The organism is Arthrobacter sp., assembly GCF_031179985.1.
In the GTDB taxonomy this organism is placed as follows: Bacteria; Actinomycetota; Actinomycetes; order Actinomycetales; family Micrococcaceae; genus Arthrobacter.
The window spans coordinates 14445-35142 of the sequence record NZ_JAPSHJ010000013.1; the positions used below are offsets into that span (position 1 = coordinate 14445).

Annotated in this window: 17 protein-coding genes; 10 read left to right on the forward strand and 7 right to left on the reverse strand. The window is 62.2% G+C overall.

The annotated features are described in order from the left end of the window. Nucleotides 1-45 precede the first annotated feature (45 nt). From RIN13_RS08435 to RIN13_RS08445, 3 genes are read right to left on the reverse strand one after another with little or no spacing between them, the layout of a single operon-like run. A complete protein-coding gene (locus RIN13_RS08435; protein ID WP_309106886.1) occupies nucleotides 46-1692 on the reverse strand; it encodes an LCP family protein in 1647 nt (548 codons plus the stop codon). A 10-nt stretch (nucleotides 1693-1702) separates the two neighbouring features. Beyond that, a complete protein-coding gene (gene purE, locus RIN13_RS08440) occupies nucleotides 1703-2290 on the reverse strand; it encodes a 5-(carboxyamino)imidazole ribonucleotide mutase (RefSeq protein WP_309106887.1) in 588 nt (195 codons plus the stop codon). Beyond that, nucleotides 2287-3435, reverse strand: a complete 1149-nt coding sequence (locus tag RIN13_RS08445; protein ID WP_309106943.1) for a 5-(carboxyamino)imidazole ribonucleotide synthase — start codon at nucleotides 3433-3435, stop codon at nucleotides 2287-2289. The genes purE and RIN13_RS08445 overlap by 4 nt, the downstream gene beginning before the upstream one ends. Before the next feature lie 230 nt (nucleotides 3436-3665). On the opposite strand from RIN13_RS08445, the gene RIN13_RS08450 reads away from it, so the two are divergent. Then, on the forward strand, nucleotides 3666-4262 hold the full coding sequence (locus tag RIN13_RS08450; RefSeq protein ID WP_309106888.1) for a GtrA family protein: 597 nt from the start codon (nucleotides 3666-3668) through the stop codon (nucleotides 4260-4262). Between the two features lie 58 nt (nucleotides 4263-4320). On the opposite strand, the gene RIN13_RS08455 is transcribed toward RIN13_RS08450, so the two are convergent. Beyond that, complete coding sequence (locus tag RIN13_RS08455; protein WP_309106889.1) at nucleotides 4321-5025, reverse strand: TIGR03089 family protein; 705 nt, start codon at nucleotides 5023-5025, stop codon at nucleotides 4321-4323. A 446-nt stretch (nucleotides 5026-5471) separates the two neighbouring features. Here RIN13_RS08455 and RIN13_RS08460 point away from each other — a divergent pair, with 446 nt between their 5' ends. From RIN13_RS08460 to RIN13_RS08470, 3 genes are read left to right on the forward strand one after another with little or no spacing between them, the layout of a single operon-like run. Continuing rightward, a complete protein-coding gene (locus RIN13_RS08460) occupies nucleotides 5472-6017 on the forward strand; it encodes a WhiB family transcriptional regulator (RefSeq protein WP_309106890.1) in 546 nt (181 codons plus the stop codon). Nucleotides 6018-6046: 29 nt separating this feature from the next. Beyond that, nucleotides 6047-9364: a glycosyltransferase gene (locus tag RIN13_RS08465; RefSeq protein WP_309106891.1), complete on the forward strand. Its 3318-nt coding sequence runs from the start codon at nucleotides 6047-6049 to the stop codon at nucleotides 9362-9364. Next, nucleotides 9357-11138, forward strand: a complete 1782-nt coding sequence (locus tag RIN13_RS08470; RefSeq protein WP_309106892.1) for a DUF5719 family protein — start codon at nucleotides 9357-9359, stop codon at nucleotides 11136-11138. The genes RIN13_RS08465 and RIN13_RS08470 overlap by 8 nt, the downstream gene beginning before the upstream one ends. A 74-nt stretch (nucleotides 11139-11212) precedes the next feature. On the opposite strand, the gene RIN13_RS08475 is transcribed toward RIN13_RS08470, so the two are convergent. After that, entirely contained in the window at nucleotides 11213-11773 is a 561-nt protein-coding gene (locus RIN13_RS08475; RefSeq protein ID WP_309106893.1) for a metallopeptidase family protein, read from the reverse strand. Nucleotides 11774-11926: 153 nt separating this feature from the next. Here RIN13_RS08475 and RIN13_RS08480 point away from each other — a divergent pair, with 153 nt between their 5' ends. The 4 genes from RIN13_RS08480 (at nucleotide 11927) to RIN13_RS08495 (ending at nucleotide 15632) form a co-directional block, all read left to right on the forward strand. Next, nucleotides 11927-12316, forward strand: coding sequence for a DUF3499 domain-containing protein (locus RIN13_RS08480; protein WP_309106894.1), 390 nt, complete (start codon nucleotides 11927-11929; stop codon nucleotides 12314-12316). Between the two features lie 80 nt (nucleotides 12317-12396). Further along, nucleotides 12397-12645: a hypothetical protein gene (locus RIN13_RS08485; protein WP_309106895.1), complete on the forward strand. Its 249-nt coding sequence runs from the start codon at nucleotides 12397-12399 to the stop codon at nucleotides 12643-12645. Nucleotides 12646-12722: 77 nt separating this feature from the next. Beyond that, nucleotides 12723-14210, forward strand: coding sequence for an adenosylhomocysteinase (gene ahcY, locus RIN13_RS08490; RefSeq protein ID WP_309106896.1), 1488 nt, complete (start codon nucleotides 12723-12725; stop codon nucleotides 14208-14210). Between the two features lie 189 nt (nucleotides 14211-14399). Next, complete coding sequence (locus RIN13_RS08495) at nucleotides 14400-15632, forward strand: Ig-like domain-containing protein (protein WP_309106897.1); 1233 nt, start codon at nucleotides 14400-14402, stop codon at nucleotides 15630-15632. Between the two features lie 8 nt (nucleotides 15633-15640). On the opposite strand, the gene RIN13_RS08500 is transcribed toward RIN13_RS08495, so the two are convergent. Beyond that, complete coding sequence (locus tag RIN13_RS08500; protein WP_309106898.1) at nucleotides 15641-16450, reverse strand: RDD family protein; 810 nt, start codon at nucleotides 16448-16450, stop codon at nucleotides 15641-15643. Between the two features lie 84 nt (nucleotides 16451-16534). Between RIN13_RS08500 and RIN13_RS08505 the strand changes: the two genes are divergently transcribed. Beyond that, on the forward strand, nucleotides 16535-17530 hold the full coding sequence (locus RIN13_RS08505; RefSeq protein WP_309106899.1) for a stage II sporulation protein M: 996 nt from the start codon (nucleotides 16535-16537) through the stop codon (nucleotides 17528-17530). 189 nt (nucleotides 17531-17719) lie between these two features. Next, complete coding sequence (locus RIN13_RS08510) at nucleotides 17720-18991, forward strand: TIGR01906 family membrane protein (RefSeq protein ID WP_309106900.1); 1272 nt, start codon at nucleotides 17720-17722, stop codon at nucleotides 18989-18991. Here RIN13_RS08510 and RIN13_RS08515 read toward each other — a convergent pair. Continuing rightward, nucleotides 18988-20697 (reverse strand): phospholipid carrier-dependent glycosyltransferase, encoded by a 1710-nt coding sequence (locus tag RIN13_RS08515; protein WP_309106901.1) that lies wholly within the window; start codon nucleotides 20695-20697, stop codon nucleotides 18988-18990. The genes RIN13_RS08510 and RIN13_RS08515 overlap by 4 nt on opposite strands. Nucleotide 20698: the final 1 nt, after the last annotated feature.

Genomic DNA, 20698 nt, shown 5'->3' on the forward strand with positions numbered 1-20698 from the left:
GCTGCATCGTGTGGCCGGCTCACTGACGTCGGCGGCCGGAAGGGTCTACAACGGTGCGCACTGGCCGTTAGTGGCTACGAGCTCGCGGATCGACTGTTCGTCGCCGTTGCGTTTGAACTCATTCAGCAGTTCCGCTGTGATCGGTTGCCCATCGGGCGTCGTGGTCACCGGTGTGAAGTCCGACGGCGCCGGCGCGGGCTGCGTCAGGGGCACCCCGGTCAGCGGTCCCGCCGCCATGGGCTGACCGCCCGAGGCTGCCTGCCGGGCGAGAGGTTCGACCATGGTGTCGTCCAGGGCACCAGCCGTCGGGGACGCCTGGCTGCCGAGCAGTTGGCGGACTTTGTCGTGGATGATGCCAAAGTCCGGGACGGTGGAGAAGGAGGCATTAAAGTCGGGCGGGCCGATGGTCAGGCGGGCGACGTCCTGCCCCTTGGCCTTCACTGCAAGATCCACAAAGCTCCCCAGTTGGGAAGCCGAGATGTTGGAGTCCACCACCTTGGTTCCGGCCTCAGCGATGTCCTGGAATTTGGACAAGAGAGTAGCCGGGTCCAATTGCTTCAGCATGGCCTGCTGGACGCATTGTTGCCGCTGGATGCGTGAATAGTCGTCCACAAATTCCCGCGACCGGCCATACCAGAGCGCGTGGTGACCATCCAGATGCTGTTCACCTGCAGGAATCCATCCCTCAGGCATGCCATGGATCCCGTTCGCCTCGTCCACCATCAGACCGCTCATGGGAACCCACCCTCCGGCCTTGATCCTGATGCCGCCCATGGCATCGATGAGCTTGGAGAAGCCCTCCATGTCCACGAGGACGTATGCCTGAACCTTGATGCCGAGGGAGCCCGAGACGGCTTCGAGAGTTGCCTGTGCACCTGGGTCGGCGACACCGGGATACAGATCCTGGTGTTCATTGGTGACCTCGGTGTTGATGGCGTTGATGAGGCATTCATTGCCGCAGTCATAGCCGTCAGGGTAAATCTGGCGCATCGGTGAGTCTTCGCTGAACTGTGCATTCTGCAGGTTTCGAGGGATGGAGATAATGGCTGTCTTGCCGGTTTCGGCGTCGACGCTGATCACCGACAGGCTGTCAGGACGCCGTCCCGTGCGGTCGGCACCGGCGTCACCGCCCATCATCAAAAAGTTGTACCTGCCCTCGGAGGGTTCGATGGCGGGCCCTGTTGCGTTGAAAATACTGCCGATGGCGTTTCGGCCGATGTTCAGCAGGTAGGCAGCATAGCCCAGGGAACCGCTGCTCAGGACCATGGCAAGTACCAACGCAACGCCGACAGCGGGCCGGACGCGGGGCTCAAGAAGGACCGGACGGATCAGCCTGAGGGTATTGACGAACAAAATGGCCCATCCCACAGCCAGGGCAACCAGGAGCAGGATGAGAATCAGGGAAGAGACCGGGTTTGTGACAATTCCAATCAACAGCGTCCGGTTCGTGGCTACCAGGACCAGCATGAGCACAATAAGCACCCAGGCCGCCAAGGTCACACGCAAGGCACGCCGGCCAAGTCTGCGGTCACCGGCAACAATCTGCGCGCTGCCCGGTGCGAACAATGTGAGCAGGATCAGGACGAAGGCACGCTTCGTCCTGACGGGGGCGGCCGCACTGGCGGGATGACGTACCGGGTCCGTCAGGACACCGCCTTGCTGCTCATCCCTGTGTAGTTGGGTGTTGGACATTTTGTGCTCCCTAACGGCTGCCCCGGCGGATGACGTTTTCGTCGGAGAACACTTCGCCGGCTTTCTGGCGGAGGGCCTCGCCCTTGCGGGTGGCGACGTTATTGAGTTCCTGCGCGAATTCCAGCAGCTCACTCCGGAGACGGAGCGCCAGTTCATCGGTCCCGGAGGCGAGCGTCCGAACCGCGAGCAGCCCCGCGTTGCGGGCCCCACCGATGGAGACTGTCGCGACCGGCACTCCCGCCGGCATCTGCACGATGGAAAGCAGGGAATCCATGCCGTCAAGGGTCTTCAGGGGAACAGGAACGCCGATGACCGGCAAGGGCGTCACCGACGCCAGCATCCCGGGCAGGTGGGCGGCACCGCCTGCACCTGCGATGATGACGCGCAAGCCGCGCTCATGGGCGGTTTGGCCGTAACGGATCATTTCGAGAGGCATCCGGTGTGCCGACACAACGTCCGCTTCAAAGGGGATGCCAAACTCGGCCAAGGCATCGGCGGCAGCTTCCATGACCGGCCAGTCGGAATCGGAGCCCATGACCAGGCCAACAATGGGAACGGGCTGTGCGGTGCCGGAAGGAGCCGCAGCTTCGCTGGTCATGAGTTCTCCTCGGAAGTTGCAGTTGCCGTCTGGGCAGGACGCCGGCCGTCGCGGATGGTGGCGGCGACCGTCGTCGCGCGTTCCCTGAGGGACTCAACATCCGCCGCCGAGGCGCCCACCAGGTTGACATGGCCTATCTTCCTGCCCGGACGCACCGCTTTGGCGTAGCAGTGCACCTTCGCGGCCGGCTCGACGGCGAGGGCGAGGTGATAGGCCGAATAAAGGTCCTGGTTCTCTCCGCCCAGGAAGTTTTTCATGACCGCCACGGCGCCAAGGACGTCGGTGGCCCCGAGGGGAAGGTTGAGGACCGCACGCAGGTGCTGTTCGAACTGGCTGGTCACCGAACCGTCCTGGGTCCAGTGGCCGGTGTTATGCGGGCGCATGGCCAATTCGTTGATCAGGAAACCTGCGCCTACCCCTGGCGTCTCAAACATTTCTACAGCCATAACGCCGGTCACTCCGAGCTCATTGGCGATGCGAACCGCCGCCTCTTCGGCGGCCGCCGCCACATCGAGGGACATGCCCTGGGCTGGAGCGATAACCTCGTCACACACTCCGTCCACCTGCACCGTATGCACTACAGGCCAGGCCCGGGATTCACCATCCGGCGTCCGGGCTACGAGAGCTGAGAGTTCTCTGCTGAAATCGACCTTGGCTTCAGCCAGGAGGGGGTTCATGGCGTCGAACCAATCGCTGGTGGCAGCAGCTTCCTCCGGTGTTGCGACAATCCGCACCCCCTTGCCGTCGTATCCGCCGCGAGGCATTTTCAGCACCACTGGCCAGCCGGTTTTGTCGCCGAACTCAGTAAGTTCCGCAACATCGTGCACAGCCGCCCACGCCGGATTCGGGAGCTCTAAACGGTCGATGGCGGCACGCATGACCAGCTTGTCCTGGGCGTTAACCAAGGCGTCCGGTCCGGGTTGAACGTTGACTCCTGCCTCCAGGAGGGCGCGGAGATGCGCAGTGGGGACGTGCTCGTGATCGAAAGTCATAACGTCAAGGCCGCGGGAGAACTCCAAGAGGGCGTCCAGGTCCTTGTAGTCGCCGACGGGAGCGGTGGGTACCGCTGACACTGCCGAAACGTCCTCTCCTTCGGCAAGAACGCGGAGTTCGAAGCCGAGGGCGGTAGCTGCAGGGGCCATCATGCGCGCTAATTGGCCGCCGCCAACTACGCCGATTACAGGAAAAGTCACATGTGCCAGCCTACAGAATGGGGGGCCGGTTGCGGACTTCCACCCCGCCAGGAACGTGTTTTACGCCTCATTCGTCCGCTCCCTGCGCGTAAATGGAGGATATTCGGAGTAGTCTCCCAGCCTGCCGGGCTAAAATGGACTCTCGGCCCAGTGGCCTAATGTTCATTTAGCCATGGAGGGTCATGTTTTACTCAGTTGCAGAGCGTATCCGGGGGCTTGCCTCGCTCTTCTGGCGCGAGGTAGCCAAGTTCGGTGCTGTGGGCGGTGTGGCGTTTGTCATCGACAACGGGCTGACCTATTACCTCATGCACGGTCCAATGATCGACAGCAATGCAAAGGCACGGCTGGTTGGAGCCACTGTCGCAACCATCTTCTCGTGGATCGCGAACCGACTCTGGACATTCCGCCACCGCCGGCAGGACAACGTGACACGCGAGTTCATCATGTTCGCGCTTATCAACGGCATCGGCATCGGGATCTCCACCGGCTTGACGGCTGCGGCACAGTACGGCCTCAACATCACCGATAAGAACCTCCTCTTCCTGGCAGGAGTCTTTGGCATTCTGGTGGCAACGGTAGTGAGATTCTTCGCTTACCGGTTCCTCGTTTTCAACAAGGAACTCGATGAAGAGCCGGAGTTCTCCCACGACCACGAGCTCATTGAACTCCACCCGCACGCCCACGAGAAGGAAGCAGTCACTGTGCCCGGGCACGATGCCTCGGAAGCGGGGATCCAAAACGCTGTCAAGGATTCGGACGGACCAGGAAAAGCTCTCTGAGTACGTCCGTCCACTGACCTGCTCTGAGAGTTGAGCGTCTGTGAGTTGAGCTGCAGTGTCAGCTGCCTTGCACGCGCTCGTTGGCGAGGAGCTTGTCCGTAATCTCCACATCGGAGTGCACCAGAACGACTGACCCATCCTGCCGCCAGGCTCCCAGGGACTGCATCAGGACCTGCTCCAGCCCCTCGCCGGCCTTCACCAGGAGCCGGGCCCCGTCTTGATGACTTACGGCGAAGCCGTCAAGCAGATCAGAGTGACGGTACGTGGTTCCATCAGCGGATGTGACGGCCGGGTCCGTCGGATCCGGGTCGGTGTGCGACATAAAAACGTCACCATGGGAGCGGACCTCGGCAGCGTAGTCAACGACGCCGGGTGGCAGTTCACCGGGCCAGCGCATGGCCAATGCCGGCAGCGGAACCGCAATGACCGCGTCGTAGGTGGCTGAACCTCGTGGCGCTCCGGGCTCGCCGGTGACAAGAAGGTCCGCTTCGCCGTCGTCCAATACTGTGGTCATCCCGAGCTGCCAGGCAGCCAAGGCCAGAATGATCGATTTCCAGTGCGGGGGCAGGTCAAGCCTGAGACGGGAGCCGGGGCCGGCGTCGAGCTCGTCCTGGAGCAGATTGCTGGTTTTGGCGACCCAATTGTCCAGTACCCGGCCCGAGAGCTCCACACGTTCTGAGTCGGGTCCGTACCAGGTAAGCCGCGGTGAGGTGGAATGTCCGGAACGCAGGGCTGTCATCAGTTCAGTCGCCGGGATGCTCATGGTTCCCATCTTGCCACGAGCCCTCACGGCGCAGAACCGGGACCTCGGGCGTTGAATCGAGACCTGCTGTGGGTTTGATCGGAAGGCTTTCCGGGCCTGCCCGAACTGCTGGGAACCTGCTGTGTGATCTCCGACACGTTCAACGTTACTAACGTTGGTGGTGTTACTTGACCCAGACCGCAACTTTCCCCGGGATTTGGGTAAATGCCAAGAAAAAAAGTCAGCATGCTGTCAAAATCGTTGCTGCTACGCGGCCTTAACGGAAAATTCCCGGGCGTGGCGCGGCACCGAATCGCGCCTTGTGTTGATTATTATCCCGGACACCGCTTGACGCACTGCTACTTACACACGTGTAATTAGTTATCGAAAGCCCTTGCGCGACTACGTGGCACACAACCGAGTGTCTCAGGATGCAGGCAAGGGCGGAAACATCAGGAAGGGACGCCATGGGGCAAGCTGAGCGTATCCAGGAAGATGCCGTCGTAGCCGGTCAGGCAACGGCAAAATACCGTTCAAGGGGGGTACCAAGCGACTGGTACGTGGATCCGGCTGATCCGGATGCCGCGGAACGGTACGACCAGAGCACTAAGGATTCACTGCAGGACCAGGCCACAGCATTTCTGGCCGCACACGAGGCACTTCTGGAGGGGACCCAGGAGCAGGACGATGATCCTCTTGACCCGCCTATGGAGCTGCAGACGCTCCATTCGGGAACCACCGCCCAGCCTGTCTGGATCGGCCTCCCCTTAGAGCAAGGCTTCGACGACGAAGGCGAACTCGGATGGCAGACCGATGCGTTGTGCGCCCAAACCGATCCGGAAGCGTTCTTTCCTGAAAAGGGCGGATCAACCCGTGATGCCAAAAAGGTTTGCGGAGCATGCAATGTTCGCTCTCAATGCCTGGAATACGCGTTGGCGAACGATGAAAGGTTTGGCATCTGGGGAGGCCTCTCCGAGCGTGAGCGTCGCCGGCTGAGAAAGCGAGCGGTCTGATTCATCAGGACGTACTGGTCACGGCCGTTGTGGTTTCCCACAACGGCGGTGGCTATCTCCCTCGGACCTTGGCTGCGTTGACGCAGCAAACCCGGCCTGTTGATGCCTTTATTGGCGTGGACACCGGTTCCCGTGACGATTCGGCAGCGCTTCTGGAAGAAGCTTTCGGGCAGGCGAATGTTGTCTCCTTCAACGGTACAAAAACCGGTATGGGAGGAGCTATCAGGGCCGGCCTGGCTGCTAAGGCGCCGTGGAATCCGGAGAGCCAAACGGTCAACGAATGGATCTGGCTGCTTCACGACGACGCCGCACCCCATCCTGGCGCCCTTGCCGAGCTGTTGTACGCCGTCGAACGTGCGCCCTCGGTGACGGTAGCGGGGTGCAAGCAATTGGACTGGGACGCCGGGCGCCGCCTCATCGACGTCGGGCTTTCTACGAGCCGTTGGGGTGAGCGGCTGACGCTCATTGAGGTTGACGAGCTCGATCAGGGCCAGTACGACGGCAGGACCGATACTTTCGCGGTCAATTCGGCCGGCATGCTGGTGCGCCGCGATGTCTGGGAGGACCTCAAGGGCTTCGACCCGGCACTTCCGGGAACAGGCGACGACGTCGACTTCTGTTGGCGTAACAGGCTGGCAGGTCACCGGGTGGTGGTTGTGCCTTCAGCGAAGGTCTTTCATGTGTCCCACCGCCCGCATGCCTTGGGTAATGCCGCGGCGGCGAGAAAGGCACAGGTCTACCTGCGGCTCAAGCATTCACAACTGTGGAAGGTCCCGGGGCACGCCATCGGTGCATTGCTGGGCAGCCTGTTCAAGGTGGTGTTAAGCCTTGCAGTGAAGGACCCCGGTCACGGATTCTCCCAACTGCTCGCCACCCTGGTTTCGTTGAGTCGACCGGCTGCTGTACTCCGGGGCCGGCGCGAAGCTGCACGTACCAGGCGTATCCGTCGCTCCGTCATCAAGGGACTCCAGACGCCCCGCCGCGAGGTATGGTCCCACCGGCGTTCTCTCATGGAAGCGATTGGCTCCCACGATTCCGATGACTCCCTCTCCAATGATCCTTTGGACGAGCAGCCAAGTGGAGACTCCAGTGATGACTTTGCCGCTCTGACCACAACAAAACGAGGGTGGGTGGGAGCCGGCGCCCTGGCTGCGGTCATCCTGGCCGCCGTCGCTTCAGTGACGGGGCTGTTGACCCTGTTCCAGGCCGAAGCCGTTTCCGGTGGAGCCCTCCTGCCCGTTTCGTCAGGTCTTTCCGAGGTCTGGCACCACGCCTCGAGCTGGTGGATAGGACTGGGAGCCGGTATGCCCGGCCACGGTGACCCGTTCGCTTTCCTCCTGTGGGTGCTCAGCGTCCTCGGCGGTGGCAACGGCAATGTGGTTATTACCTGGCTCGTTTTCCTCGCGATGCCGCTTTCTGGCCTGGCGGCCTGGTTTGCGTCCGGGGGATTTACAGCACGCCGAAGGATTCGATTCGTCGCGGCGCTGCTCTGGGCCGGAGCTCCGGCCGTGCAGGTTGCGCTGAACCAAGGCCGTCTGGGCGCTCTTCTGGCACACGTCATGCTGCCTTTGCTGGTCCTTGCGCTGTTGCGTGCCACAGGCACGGCAATCGGTCATGGCCGGTTCAGTCTTCCCGCAGAGGGGGAGTCGCGGTTCCGCGAAAATCCGCCCAGCAAGCCAGGAATCAACGGAACTCCCTCCTGGACCGCGGCTGCTGCAGCGGGCCTTGTTTTGGCAGTTGTAACTGCCGCTGCGCCATCCCTGTTGTTGCCTTCGTGCGCCGTGATAGTCCTGCTGGGCATCATGTTGCGCGGCCGTGGGAGAACCCTTTGGTGGACTCTGCTGCCGAGTGCTGTCCTCTTCGTTCCTTTCGGACTTTCTTTGCTGGACCGTCCGCGTGCCCTGTTGGCTGACCCGGGACTGCCCCTGGCATTTGATGCTGCCCCTTTGTGGCAGCAAGTTCTGGGACAGCCCCTGGCGTTTGACGTCTTTGGCGGACTGTCAGGCCTTCCCGTTTTTTCCGGCTACGGCGTTCCCTGGGCTCTGCTCCTGGCCATCCTTGTTGGCCTGCCCAGTTTGTTGCTGGCCGTGGCGGCCCTCTTTGTGCGCGGTCGCGGCGCTGCCACAGCCCGAACCCTGTGGGTGGCTGCGCTGATAATTCTCGCGGGAGGCTGGCTGGCTGGCAAGGTTGCCACCGGAGAGTCCACCGGCACTCTGGTGACACCCTTCACCGGCCCGTTTGTTTCTGCCGCTTCCATTGCGTTTCTGGGGGCAGCGGTTATTGGAGCGGAGAGGCTGTTGGCCGTCTCGGAACGGGTCACAGATTCGCAGGGGAGGCGTGTCGCCACCCGTTCGCTGGCCATTTTGACAGCTACTATGCTTCTCGCCGGTCCGCTTGCCGGTCTCACTGCATGGACGGCTCAAAACGTCATCCCCCAGGCCGCCGGTGAAGACGATCCTGAGCAGGGCCAGCCGCTGGGCACGCCAATGCTGATAGCGGCAACCCAACCACGGATACTGCCTGCGACTGCCATCGACCGCGGTGTGGGACCGGAACAGACCCGGACTCTCCTGATCAGTACGCAGCAGGACGGGTCCTTCGATGCCACCCTGATGCGCGGCGCGGGGACCACCCTTGATGACCTGTCCACCATCGCGGCCGCCCGCAACATCATGGGGGAGCCGGGGGAGGAAACAGTCAGGGACGACGACGCCGCCACAGCCTCCCTCCGTACAGCTGTAGCCACCATAGTTGCTGCCCAGGGCGTGGACCCCCGTCCTGAGCTGGAGCAGTTGGGCGTCGGTTTTGTAGTTCTCCGTGCGGCCGACACTGCCGCGCAGCTCACGGCCAGCAGAATGGATGCCGTTCCTGGGCTTGTCACTGTAGGCCAAACGGACGTCGGCTGGCTGTGGCGGATCAGTCCGCTGAACCAGCCAGTCATCGATGCCGCCGACATCGCCCACCGGGTCCGCATCGTTGACGGAAAAGGCGCAACCGTCGGGATGGTTCCCTCCGGACTCGAGTCCGTCGACGTTCCGGTATCTGCGGGCGAGGAAGGACGATTGGTTGTCCTGGCGGAACGAGCGGATGCCGGTTGGACTGCGTGGCTGGATGGACGACGCCTCACGTCAACTACCTCCGGTTGGGCGCAGGCCTTTACGCTGCCGGCGCAAGGGGGGCAATTGACCATCCGCTACGAGAATCCGTGGGCATTCCCTTCAGGCCTGATCCAGGCGATTGTCATCGGACTGACCATCATTCTTGCCATTCCCGTACCTGCCCGAAGGCTGAACTCCGGCCTTTCACGGGACGAAGGCTCGCTGCGTAAGGAACACCAGAATGCATAAGGATGACGACGACGTGGTGCCGCCCCCGGAAGCCCCGGAACTTCCGCCCCTGCTGCCCAAGCGGGACGCTGCACCACGCGTCAAACCTGCGCTGCACAGCAGGGCTGCGCCGTCCGGGAACGCACCTGGAAAACCGCCCCGCAAGCCCGGCAGGCCCACGAAGAAGCCGGCTAAAGCGGTCAGGGGCGGCAAAGGGTCACGGTTGAAGGGCTCCGCCAGTACTGTGAAACGTGTCCTGTCGGCTGTGGGCGTTCTGGCCTGTGCTGCCGGCATGGTGACTGCCGCGTCCTTCGTTCCTTCCGCCTCAGGCGGCAGGCACATTGACGCGCCGCTCACGGCGGTCCCGGCAGGAAGTAAGGTGGAAATCTGCCCGGGACCCGCCCGGCTCCTTGAGGGGACACCTGTTGGAACCGATCCTCAGTTCAGCCCTGAATCCGGTACTGCAAACAGCCAGGTTGACGCTGCCGTTTTGAGCACCAGCGCAGGGAAAGTTCCGGAAAGCCGGTTGGCAGCCCTCGACGGAAAAACTCTGACAGAGGTCTCGAAAGATGCGGAGGGCGCTCTGGCGCAAACGGGTGCTGCCGCTCTCGCGGCCGGTGTTGTTTCCCAGCGCGACGTCGATGCGGTCAGCGTTCTGAGCGCCGATGCACTCAACAACCAGCAGGCGACCGCCAGCGCAGTCATGAGCTACACAGCTACGGACGGAGACCTCCGAGGGTCCGCCGCTGCAGCCTGCCAGGAGCCGGCCAATGATTTGTGGCTGGTGGGGGCAAATACGTCGGTGGGCAGGACAGCGGTCCTGAACCTGAGCAATGCTTCCAGCACTCCGGCAACCGTCAGCCTGGATCTGTACGGCAAGGCAGGGCAAATCCAGGCTCCTGGAAGCCGGGGTCTGCTGGTTCCCCCGGGTAGCACCCGTGCCATCGTCCTTGCAGGACTTGCCGCTGAACAGGACAGGCTTGGCGTCCATGTCCGAAGCGTGGGCGGTCCCGTCACTGCAGTCATCCAACAAAGCGTCCTCCGTGGACTGACCCCGGGTGGTGTGGACTTCATAGCGCCAGGGGCGCCGCCGTCAGCGCGGCAGGTGGTGTCCGGATTGTCCATTCAGGACCCCGCCGACATCAAATCCCAGACGTCAAAGAGCGGCTATGCGGATGCCGGACCTGCGCTTCAGTTGGCCGTTCCCGGACCGGTGGACGCCGTGGTGGAGGTCAAGCTCTTTGGACGTGACGGCCAAAAAGCCCTTCCCAACGGAGGTGTGGTCACCGCGAAGGCCGGCTCAGTAACGGAAGTTTCCCTCGCCGGGGTTCCGGCGGGCCAGTACACGGTGTCAGCCAGCTCTGATGTCACGTTTGCCGCCGCGGCACGGGTAACCCGGGGAACAGCATCGGGTGGAGCGTCCGACGTCGCATGGTCACCCTCTTCAGCAAGGCTTGGGAGCGAGCATGTGGTACCCGTCCCTCGTACAGGGGAGCGGATTCTCGTGTTCGGGGCACCAGAGGACCGGGCAAAGATCACCTACACGCCCATCACCGAGGACGGAAAAATCCGTAAAGCCGGCACCGCGGACATTGCAGGGGGCACGACGGCGAGTATCAAGGTTCCCGACAAAGTGGACGGGGCCGCGGTGCTGGGTTACGTCATCTCCGCTTCCGGTGACCCTGCTTACGGCGCCGTCCTGCTGGGACAGGATGAAGGTACTGACGTCTCCGTGGTGGCTTTTGCCCCGGGTGCTGCCGGCCAGGAAGAGGTTCCGGTAACCCTGGGTTACTAGTGCTTCATTGGCACGAACACCGAATTATTGCTGCCGGCGTTCGCCATCAGCTGCGAGCTTTTAGACCTGGCGGCTCAGTACCGCCGCCGGTAAACGGGGTCCAGTGTCTCGGGCGCCACGCCAAGCATTTCTGCCGTATGCTCCACCACCACGTCGTGAACAAGATCCTGCAGCTCTTCCCTGCTGGTGCAGGCCTGCTCCACAACCCGACGGTAAACAGTAATAACGGGACCTTCGTCCTCTGCGGCGGGTTCGTAGGAGCCCATGGGCGCGGGAGCAGAATCGGCTACAAGCTGTTCGAGCCCTGGCGGGATTTCATCCACGGCAAAGCGGACGCCGTCGAGCGGCTTTCCCCAGATATCATGCAGACGCTGGGCGGAATCGAGGACCAGCTCATCAAAGCGTTCGGAGCGGGTGCGGTAACCGGGCAGGGTTGGAAGCATCAGTTCCCCTCGGAGGCCGCGCCCGTGCCGGTTCCTGCGCCGCTGCCTGAAGCCCTTGCTCACGACGGTTTTGCCCTTGGTTTTGCCCCTTGCGCTGGTGGCGCTGGAATCCTGAAGGCTGGCGTCCTGCGGGCTGGCGGCCTGGTCAGCCAACCGGACCGTAAAAGCCGGATCGTGGTTCGATGACTGCATACACTGACTGTAAACCCGCGGAATGAAATTCGCGACAAAAACGTCGCAGCCACGGCCACTGGATTTATCAGGCGGAACGGCTGGCAAGGCACGCGGCAGGCACGGCGCCGCAATGCAAGGAGCCGGGCTGAAGGGGGAGTAGTCTGTGATGTCGTGGGTGCAATTCGTCAATGTTCAAGATCAGCCTGCCGCCAATCCGCGGTGGCCACTTTGACGTACGTCTATGCAGACTCAACGGCCGTCCTGGGTCCTTTAGCCACTTACGCTGAGCCGCATTGTTACGACCTTTGCGAGCAGCACGCCGGATCTTTGACCGTTCCGCGCGGCTGGGAGGTACTGAGACTGGCAATGCCCACCCATCCACCCCAGCCGGGTCCGGATGACCTCTTGGCGCTGGCACACGCTGTTCGGGAGGCGGCTTCCCGCCCTTCAGAAAAGGAGCCGTCGCCCGGCCACCGTTCATCCCCGGGCGTCCTTGAAGCTCCCGCTCCCACCGAGGGCACCCGCCGGGGACATTTGCGAATCCTCCGCGAACCGTCCTGAGGGCAACTGGCGGTACGCTTGAAGCTGCAAATCCGTCAGCTAACGGCGCCCCGCTGCGGCGCCCGCCAGGAGCATCCACCATGCCAAAGATCAGTGCTGAACTGCTGTCTGTCCTGCGTTGCCCCGTAACGGGATCTTCGCTCGTACAAGAAGGCGACGAACTCGTGTCGACGATGCCAGGGGAAACCGGCGAAATGCTCCACTATCCCATCGAGGATGGCATCCCGCTGCTCTTGCCGCCCGAACTTCTGCCAGCCGCGACTGCGGCATCGTCGGACCAGCATGACGCAGTCCTTCACACTGCGACTGGGCGCCTGGACGACCACTAACAGAACGCCGCGCGTCCTGGCCCCGCCCGGCCACCAACTTTTCCAGTACATCTTTCCGGCTTTACCAAAGGATCCACATGACTCTCGACTACAAGGTTGCTGATATTTCCCTCGCTGAGGCCGGGCGGCACCAAATACGCCTGGCGGAGCATGAAATGCCCGGGCTCATGTCCCTGCGCGCAGAATTCGGTCCCACTCAGCCCCTCAAGGGCGCCAGGATCGCCGGTTCTCTGCACATGACGGTCCAGACCGCCGTTCTGATCGAAACACTGACGGCGCTGGGTGCCGAGGTCCGCTGGGCCTCCTGCAACATCTTCTCCACCCAGGATGAAGCCGCCGCCGCTGTTGTCGTAGGCAAGGGGACCGAAGATGATCCCCAGGGCGTCCCGGTTTTCGCCTGGAAAGGTGAAACCCTCGAGGAGTACTGGTGGACCGCCGAGCAGATCCTCACCTGGCCTGGCGCGGACACTGATCCGGAACTGGGACCGAACATGATTCTCGACGACGGCGGTGACGCCACGCTGCTGGTTCACCGGGGTGTGGAGTTTGAGGCTGCCGGAGCCGTCCCGTCGGCTGGCGCGGACGATCCTGAGGAATACGCGATTGTCCTGGACCTGCTCAAGAGGACCCTCACCGAGGATCCGCAGAAGTGGACCAGGATGGCTGCCCGGATCCATGGCGTCAGCGAAGAGACCACCACCGGGGTCCACCGGCTGTACCAGTTGGCGGAGCAGGGAAAGCTCCTGTTCCCGGCCATTAACGTTAATGATTCGGTTACCAAGAGCAAGTTCGACAACAAGTACGGAATCCGCCACTCCCTGCCGGACGGACTCAACCGGGCCACCGATGTCCTCATAGGCGGCAAGGTCGCCGTCGTCTGCGGTTATGGCGACGTCGGCAAGGGTGCCGCGGAAGCCCTGCGCGGCCAGGGTGCCCGTGTCATTGTCACCGAGATTGATCCCATCTGCGCCCTCCAGGCTGCGATGGACGGCTACCAGGTGGCCAGGCTTGAATCCGTGTTGGCACAGGGTGACATCTTCATTACCACCACGGGCAACAAGGACGTCATCATGGCCGAGCACATGGCGGGCATGAAGAACAAGGCCATCGTGGGAAACATCGGCCATTTCGACAACGAAATCGATATGGCCGGACTGGCCCGGATACCAGGCATCCGTAAAGTGGAAATCAAGCCCCAGGTCCACGAGTGGGTTTTCGCTGATGACTCCTCAGGGGAAGAGAAGGGCCGGTCGATCATTGTCTTGTCCGAGGGCAGGCTCCTGAATCTGGGCAACGCAACCGGCCACCCGTCCTTCGTCATGAGCAACTCGTTTGCGAACCAGACCATCGCGCAGATCGAGCTCTTCACGAAGAAGGATCAGCCCGACGGGCAGCGGGAATACGAGAACCTGGTGTACGTCCTCCCCAAGATCCTTGACGAAAAGGTGGCCAGGCTCCACCTTGATGCCTTGGGAGTTGAACTGACCGAGCTCTCGAAGGACCAGGCTGAGTACCTGGACATCGACGCTGCCGGTCCGTATAAGCCTGAGCACTACCGCTACTGATGCCAGTTCCAGCAATGGCCCCGGACCGATCCGGGGCCATTGCTGGAACGGCGCCACGCCGGGTGCCGGATCAACGCCGTGGTCTTGGGCTGTTTGGACGTGGGATAAAATTGGTTTGTCGGCAATGCACGCTGGACAGATTAAACGGGGGCTGACCATCGGCCTGTCGGGGGACACGGAGAATTTGGCATGACTGAGACCAGGAACCGGAAGACCGGGAAAATCATTGCCGTTGTGGCGATGTGCGCGGCTGTTGCCGCTGGAGGCATAGGAGTCGCAACCGCTCCCAGCTGGGCCGGCCAGGCTATAGCCTCCGAATCCGCCAGCCCCGTCCGCAACACCCCAGGCCTTGCCGCACCTGTGGTGAAGGCCGTTGAGCTTGGCGTCACTCCCACCGACGGCGCGCAAAGCGTCAATCCTGCTGCGGCCCCGTCCGTGAAGGCCATCAACGGGCAGGTAAAGGACGTGGTCCTGGTCCCCGCCGACGGCGGGACGCCTCTTGAAGGTACCCTGAGCGCGGACGGCACCACGTGGACGGCCGTTGACCCCCTTACCTTCAATACTGCCTACAACTACAGTTTCACGATTGTTGATGAAGCCGGCCGCGAGACCAAAAAAACCCAGACGTTCACCACGGTAGCGAAGGCGAATGAAGCCGACGCAGCGGTGTACCCGGAGAACGGCGCCACCGTGGGTTCGGGCCAGCCCATTGAAATCGTGTTCAGCGAACCTGTGATCAACAAAGAAGCCATGGAAAAGGCAGTCACCGTGACGGCCTCTTCCGGGCAGGCAGTTGCCTGGCGCTGGTACTCGGACCAGCGCGTCCGGATCCGGCCGGAAACCTTCTGGGCCTCGAACAGCAAGGTCTCTGTGGACATGAAGCTGTTCGGCGTGGATTTCGGGAACGGAATGATCGGCAACTTTAACTCCACGGTTTCCTTCACTACAGGGCCGCAGCGTCTCGCCGTCGTCGATGACATCACCAAAACCATGAAGGTCTACTTTGACGGGCAGCTGGTCAAAACGGCTCCCGTGACCCTGGGCGACCCCGAGTGGCTTTCACCCACCGGATTTGCCGTCATCATGGAGCAGGAGCGCCATTCAAAGTTCAACGCGGGAAGCATCGGGCTGAAGCCGGGCGACAAGGGCTACTACCCGCCGCTCACGGTGGAGTACGCCAACCGGCTGACGTCCTCCGGCGTCTATGTCCATCAGGCACTTGAGTCTGCCTGGGGAGCTGTCGGGCGATCCAACGTGTCCCACGGCTGCGTGGGTCTCCTTCCGGATGACGCTGCCTGGTTCTTCAACAACATGAAGACCGGCGATGTTGTCCAGACGCTCAACACCGGGGCACCGGCAGTGGAACCGCTTGAGGGCTACGGCGACTGGAACATCCCCTGGGCTCAGTACGCCCAGCGCTGACCGCGCTCCTAGCTGCTGTCCCGTCCGTACGGCAAGCGGTGAAGCCGTTCTCCGATCCTGTTACTGCGTTCCCGGGCCTTGACCAGGCGGTTCATCTCCCGCTCCCGGCGCTCGGCAAGGACTGCCGCGAGGTAGTCCTCCGGGTATGTTCCGGGGGGAGGGGCCGGCGCCACATGCTCTGCAATTTCCGTTGCGAGGGAGGCAGCCATGCCAATACGCGAGGCCGGCGCCATTCTTCCGGCCTGCCGCATGAACTGGACAGCCCGACGAGCTGAGCCATCGGGAATCCGGCCAATATCAGCCAGAGCCACCCAGGACCGCAGATGAGGTGGAATAAACAAGGGCAGAGCCGGCTCGGCAGGTACTCTCCGACGCAAAGAATAGGTACCGGCAAGAATGTCACCGAGGCGTTTGGATTTCTCGTTGAACAGAGCGACGGCGATTGCCAGGCCGCCAAACGTCAAATAGATCTCGATGAATCCGGTCAATCCACGGATGACGGCGTGCCGGAAGCGGATGGCTCCGCCGTCGTCGCGCACTATCCGTAGTCCAGTCGCCAACTTACCCAGCGACAGACCGCGCGTCACCGTCTCAATGGCCACCGGGACCATCACGAAGCAAAACACAACGCTGACCAGAACGATGGTCCGCATGGCAGCTTCGTCGATTTCGCTCCAGAGGGAGGACATCAGGATGAGGATCAGAATGAACAGCACCACGTTGACCAGAACGTCGAGCAGCAAGCCCAGGGAGCGGGCTGCGAAGGACGCCGGACGCAACTCCAGGACGACTGCCTCGCCCGTGATGATTGAACTCAAAGCCGGGCCCCATCCCTATTAGCAAATCCTGACTCAGCAAAGATCCTGATCTTGACAGTCTATTGCGCACGCTAGGGTGGTCCCGTGGACATTGATGCGTTTTCTGCGGTCAACAGTGACAAATGGTCAAGACTTTATGATCTGGCGTATAAACGCAGTTTGACCGGCCAGGAGGCGGACGAACTTCTTCGCCTCTATCAGGTGACTTCGTCGCATCTTTCCCTGCTCCGCTCGGTAGCCCCGGAAAGCGGGCTGTCCGCCACTCTCTCCGCGACTCTCGCCCAGGCACGCACCAGATTTACCGGTGCACGTTCGAACTTTATGGACGACGTCGCGAACTTCTTTGTGATTGCCCTTCCAGCAGCTTTCTACCGTCTCCGCTGGTTGACTCTCTGGTGCGGAATCGCCTTTTGTCTGGTGGCCGCGGCCTACGCCTGGTGGATCGGCTCCTCGCCCGAAGCCCTCCGGGCTGCTTTTGGCAACGACGAGAGGGTGAGGCAGTACGTGGAGGAGGACTTCATCAACTACTACTCCGAGAACCCGGCAGCCTCCTTTGCCGGTGCCGTATGGACCAACAATGCCTGGATCTGTGCCCAGGCGGTGGCACTTGGTATTACGGGCTTCTGGGTGCCGATGATTCTCTTCGCAAATGCCCAGGGCGTCGGAGTCGCTGCCGGCGTTTTTGCCTCGGTAGGAAAATCGGACGTGTTTTTCAGCTACATTCTTCCGCACGGGATGATGGAACTGACGGCGGTCTTCATAGCTGCAGCGGCCGGTCTCAAAATCTTCTGGGCCTGGATCGTCCCCGGTCCCCGCACGCGGAGCCAGGCGGTAGCCAGGGAAGGCCGCTCGCTGATTACGGTGGCACTCGGGCTTGTCCTGGTCCTGTTTGTTTCCGGAATAGTGGAGGGTTTTGTGACGCCGAGTTTCTTGCCTGTGTGGGCAAAACTGGGAATCGGTGCTGCAGTACTGGCCGGCTACTGGCTCTACGCCCTTCTGCTTGGGAAGAAGGCTTACCAGTCGGGCGCACGCGGGGATCTGAATGATCAGGATGCCGGGTACTCCGAAATTACCGCTTGATCCTTTTGGCGTGTGGCCTGCAGCAGGGCGCGACCGCCACCGGGGCGTAATCGTTGCCGGAGCGTAATGGTCTCGGAAGGGGTGGCATCTCGCCGGGCGGAAGCCCCTAACGGTAGGCTCGTCAGGAGATAAGTAGCGTTGCCCATTCCCCCGACAGGTAACGCGGAGCCCTACGGAAGCGATGCAGCAGTGACTGAAAAGACACCCACCCCTCCTAACCGCCAGGATCACCATCTTGATCCCTCAGCGGATTCCGACGAGCCCGCGTTCGACTGGATGAAGCCGGCCGCTCAGGCATCTCCAGTGCAGGCAACTCCGGCCCAGGCATCTCCAGCCCGGACAACGCCGGCAAGCGCAGATCCGGCAAAGGCTCCTGGCGGTAGTGGAGCCAGTGGCACACCAAAGACCGGCGACCCCGTAACGGGCGGATTGCCTCAAGCGGGAAGCAGGGCCGATCGTAAGGCAGCCGAGTCTGCTGCCGAGCCTGCCACGCCAGGTAAGGGCAGCGCGCCTGCCAACGGTGCCGCCACTGCCAACGGCGCGGCCACTGCCAACGGCGCGGCATCAGGCAAGGGCGGCGCGCCAAGCAAGGCCGGGTCACATTTCCGGGAGCCCCTGCCCACCTCCGCACTGCACGTCCGTCCTCCTGAGGAAGAAGTACAGCGCAGGAATGCGGAGCGGGAACAGGCGGCGAAGTCCAAGCCCGTGTTGCCCCGCGTTATGCAGGTGGCACTGGCAGTTTTCTACCCCGTCATTCTCCTGGTCCTCGCTGTCCGTGCTGTCACTAGCCCATTGTTCCTGTGGGTGGAGTACAACAGGCCCGGGTTCCCGGGCGACGGATATGGCTTCAGCACTGATGACCGGATGACGTACGGTTCCTACACTGTGGACTACCTGGGGAACTGGGCCGGCCCGAGGTATCTCGGCGAACTGGTAAACCGCAGCGGGGACCAGCTGTTCAAAGATGGCGAGGTCAGCCACATGGCCGACGTCAAACTCGTGATCCTGTCAGCTTTCGGTGCCGGGATTCTGCTGACGCTGCTGAGCATCATCGCCATCATCTACCTTCGCCGCCGCAGCACCGGGGGAGTACGCCGCGGATTGTTTGCAGGGGCCATCGTCACCCTGGTGATCATCATCGGTCTCGGCGTGTTGGCGTTTCTGGGCTGGGAACAGTTCTTCACCGAGTTCCACCGGATATTCTTCGCCAGCGGATCCTGGACGTTCGCGCTGGAAGACACACTCATCCGGTTGTTCCCCGGCCAGTTCTGGATAGATGCAGGGATCGTCATCGCGGCCCTGGTCCTGCTGACAGCTATCATCACCTTGATCCTGACGTGGCCGACCCGCAAACGCCGCGGACTGGTTTCGGAAGATAAGCCCGCTGCAAGCGAAGTGGATGACACGGCGGGGGCGGCGGATCCCAAAGCGTCAGGAAAAGGCGCCTCGGTGGTCTCCTAGATCCAGGACGGCATCCACATCCGGAACCGCCATTGCTGGTAGGAAATGACCTCGGCGGTCCACACCGGATAGAAAAAGGCGGACAAAAGCACGGCGCAGACGAGGAACAGCGCCACGAAGTAAAGACCCGACCTCCGCCTGAGCAGGCTGTCAGTGCGCTTGCCGAGCATCAGGCCCAGGCAATAGACCAGGGCCAGAACCAGGAACGGCTCGAAGGACACCGCATAGAAAAAGAACGTGGTGCGCTCCGGGTAGAGGAACCAGGGAAGATAACCGGCAGTAATGCCGGCAAGGATGCCTCCTGCCCTCCAGTCCCGTCTGCCCGCCCACCAGGACAGCAGAATCACGACGGCGATTGCGGCACCCCACCAGATCAGCGGGTTGCCCACGGAGAGTATGGCTGAGGTGCAATTCGGCCCATCACAGCCGGGCGTTCCGGCTTTGGGCGACTCGTAAAAGAACGAAGTGGGCCGTCCCATGACCAGCCATGTCCAGGGACTGGCCTCGTACGGATGATCCGAGCTCAGTCCCTGATGGAATTTGTAGGCTTCAAGGTGGTAGTGGGCCAGTGACCGGGCCCATCCCGGCAGCCAGCCCCACTCGCTGGAAGGATGGGTGTCCGCCCACCGGCGGTAGTAGGCGTCTTTGGAGAGCAGCCAGCCCGCCCACGTTCCCAGATACACCACTGCCGCTACGGGGACGGTGCCAAGGAAGGCAGGGATGCCATCCTTGATGATCCCGCCGCTGATCCAGCCGCGGATTCCCGCGACGCGCCTGGCATTGAGGTCCCAGAAGACCGTCAGCAAGCCGAAGGCTGCAACGAAGAAGAGGCCCGACCATTTGGTGCCCACGGCCAGCCCAAGGCATACGCCGGCAGCGACGCGCCACCAGCGGACACCCAGCCAGGGACCGGACAAGAGATCGATGGTGGTTGGCCTGCCGTCTTTGGTGGCTGCCGCCTGCCTTCCCAGCCGCACCGCCAGCCGTCGTCGGCCGTCGTCGCGGTCCATCAGCAGGGCGCCGAAAGCGGCAAGGATCCAGAACATCAGGAAAATATCCAGCAGTGAGGTCCTGGACATGACGAGGTGGTGTCCGTCGACCGCGATCAGGATTCCCGCCACAGCTCCCAAGGCCAGGGAACGAAACAGCTTCTGTGCAATAAGGGCGATCAGGAACACTGAGAGGGTTCCCGTGAGGGCGGCACCGAACCGCCAGCCGAAGGGGTTATCCGGGCCGAAAAGCCACATTCCTGCAGCAATCATCCATTTGCCGACCGGCGGATGGACCACATATTCGGGGGTGTCCAGCAGCACTCCCGGGTTCCCGGCGTTGAAGGAATCGTTGGCTTTGTCCGGCCAGCTCCGTTCATAGCCACTGATCAGGTATGAATAACCGTCTTTCACATAGTAGGTCTCATCGAAGACCAGGCTCCGGGGTGAGTCCAGGCGGACGAACCTCAGGACCCCGGCAATGGCTGCTGTCAGGGCGGGAATCAGCCAGTACCAGAGGCGGAGCGACGGCGGGTAGTCCCGCCAGCTCTGGATCTCCCCGATCAGCCGTTGCCTCAAGGAATCAGGAGTAAAGGCTTCCGAGGGGCGGGCGATCCAACGGTGACCTTCCAGGTTGCGGCCGCTGCCAAGGGGTGTTGCGGCTGGTGGAGCCGCCGGTTCGGCCTCGACGGGCTGCTGCAGGGAGGTCTGAGTCACG

What these genes read in the sequence shown, in the direction of transcription:
- RIN13_RS08475 (WP_309106893.1), bottom strand. Translation starts at nt 11,773, where the DNA reads ATGCAGTCATCGAACCACGATCCGGCTTTTACGGTCCGGTTGGCTGAC.
- RIN13_RS08460 (WP_309106890.1), top strand. Translation starts at nt 5,472, where the DNA reads ATGGGGCAAGCTGAGCGTATCCAGGAAGATGCCGTCGTAGCCGGTCAG.
- ahcY (WP_309106896.1), top strand. Translation starts at nt 12,723, where the DNA reads ATGACTCTCGACTACAAGGTTGCTGATATTTCCCTCGCTGAGGCCGGG.
- RIN13_RS08495 (WP_309106897.1), top strand. Translation starts at nt 14,400, where the DNA reads ATGACTGAGACCAGGAACCGGAAGACCGGGAAAATCATTGCCGTTGTG.
- RIN13_RS08450 (WP_309106888.1), top strand. Translation starts at nt 3,666, where the DNA reads ATGTTTTACTCAGTTGCAGAGCGTATCCGGGGGCTTGCCTCGCTCTTC.
- RIN13_RS08470 (WP_309106892.1), top strand. Translation starts at nt 9,357, where the DNA reads ATGCATAAGGATGACGACGACGTGGTGCCGCCCCCGGAAGCCCCGGAA.
- purE (WP_309106887.1), bottom strand. Translation starts at nt 2,290, where the DNA reads ATGACCAGCGAAGCTGCGGCTCCTTCCGGCACCGCACAGCCCGTTCCC.
- RIN13_RS08455 (WP_309106889.1), bottom strand. Translation starts at nt 5,025, where the DNA reads ATGAGCATCCCGGCGACTGAACTGATGACAGCCCTGCGTTCCGGACAT.
- RIN13_RS08485 (WP_309106895.1), top strand. Translation starts at nt 12,397, where the DNA reads ATGCCAAAGATCAGTGCTGAACTGCTGTCTGTCCTGCGTTGCCCCGTA.
- RIN13_RS08435 (WP_309106886.1), bottom strand. Translation starts at nt 1,692, where the DNA reads ATGTCCAACACCCAACTACACAGGGATGAGCAGCAAGGCGGTGTCCTG.
- RIN13_RS08445 (WP_309106943.1), bottom strand. Translation starts at nt 3,435, where the DNA reads ATGATGGCCCCTGCAGCTACCGCCCTCGGCTTCGAACTCCGCGTTCTT.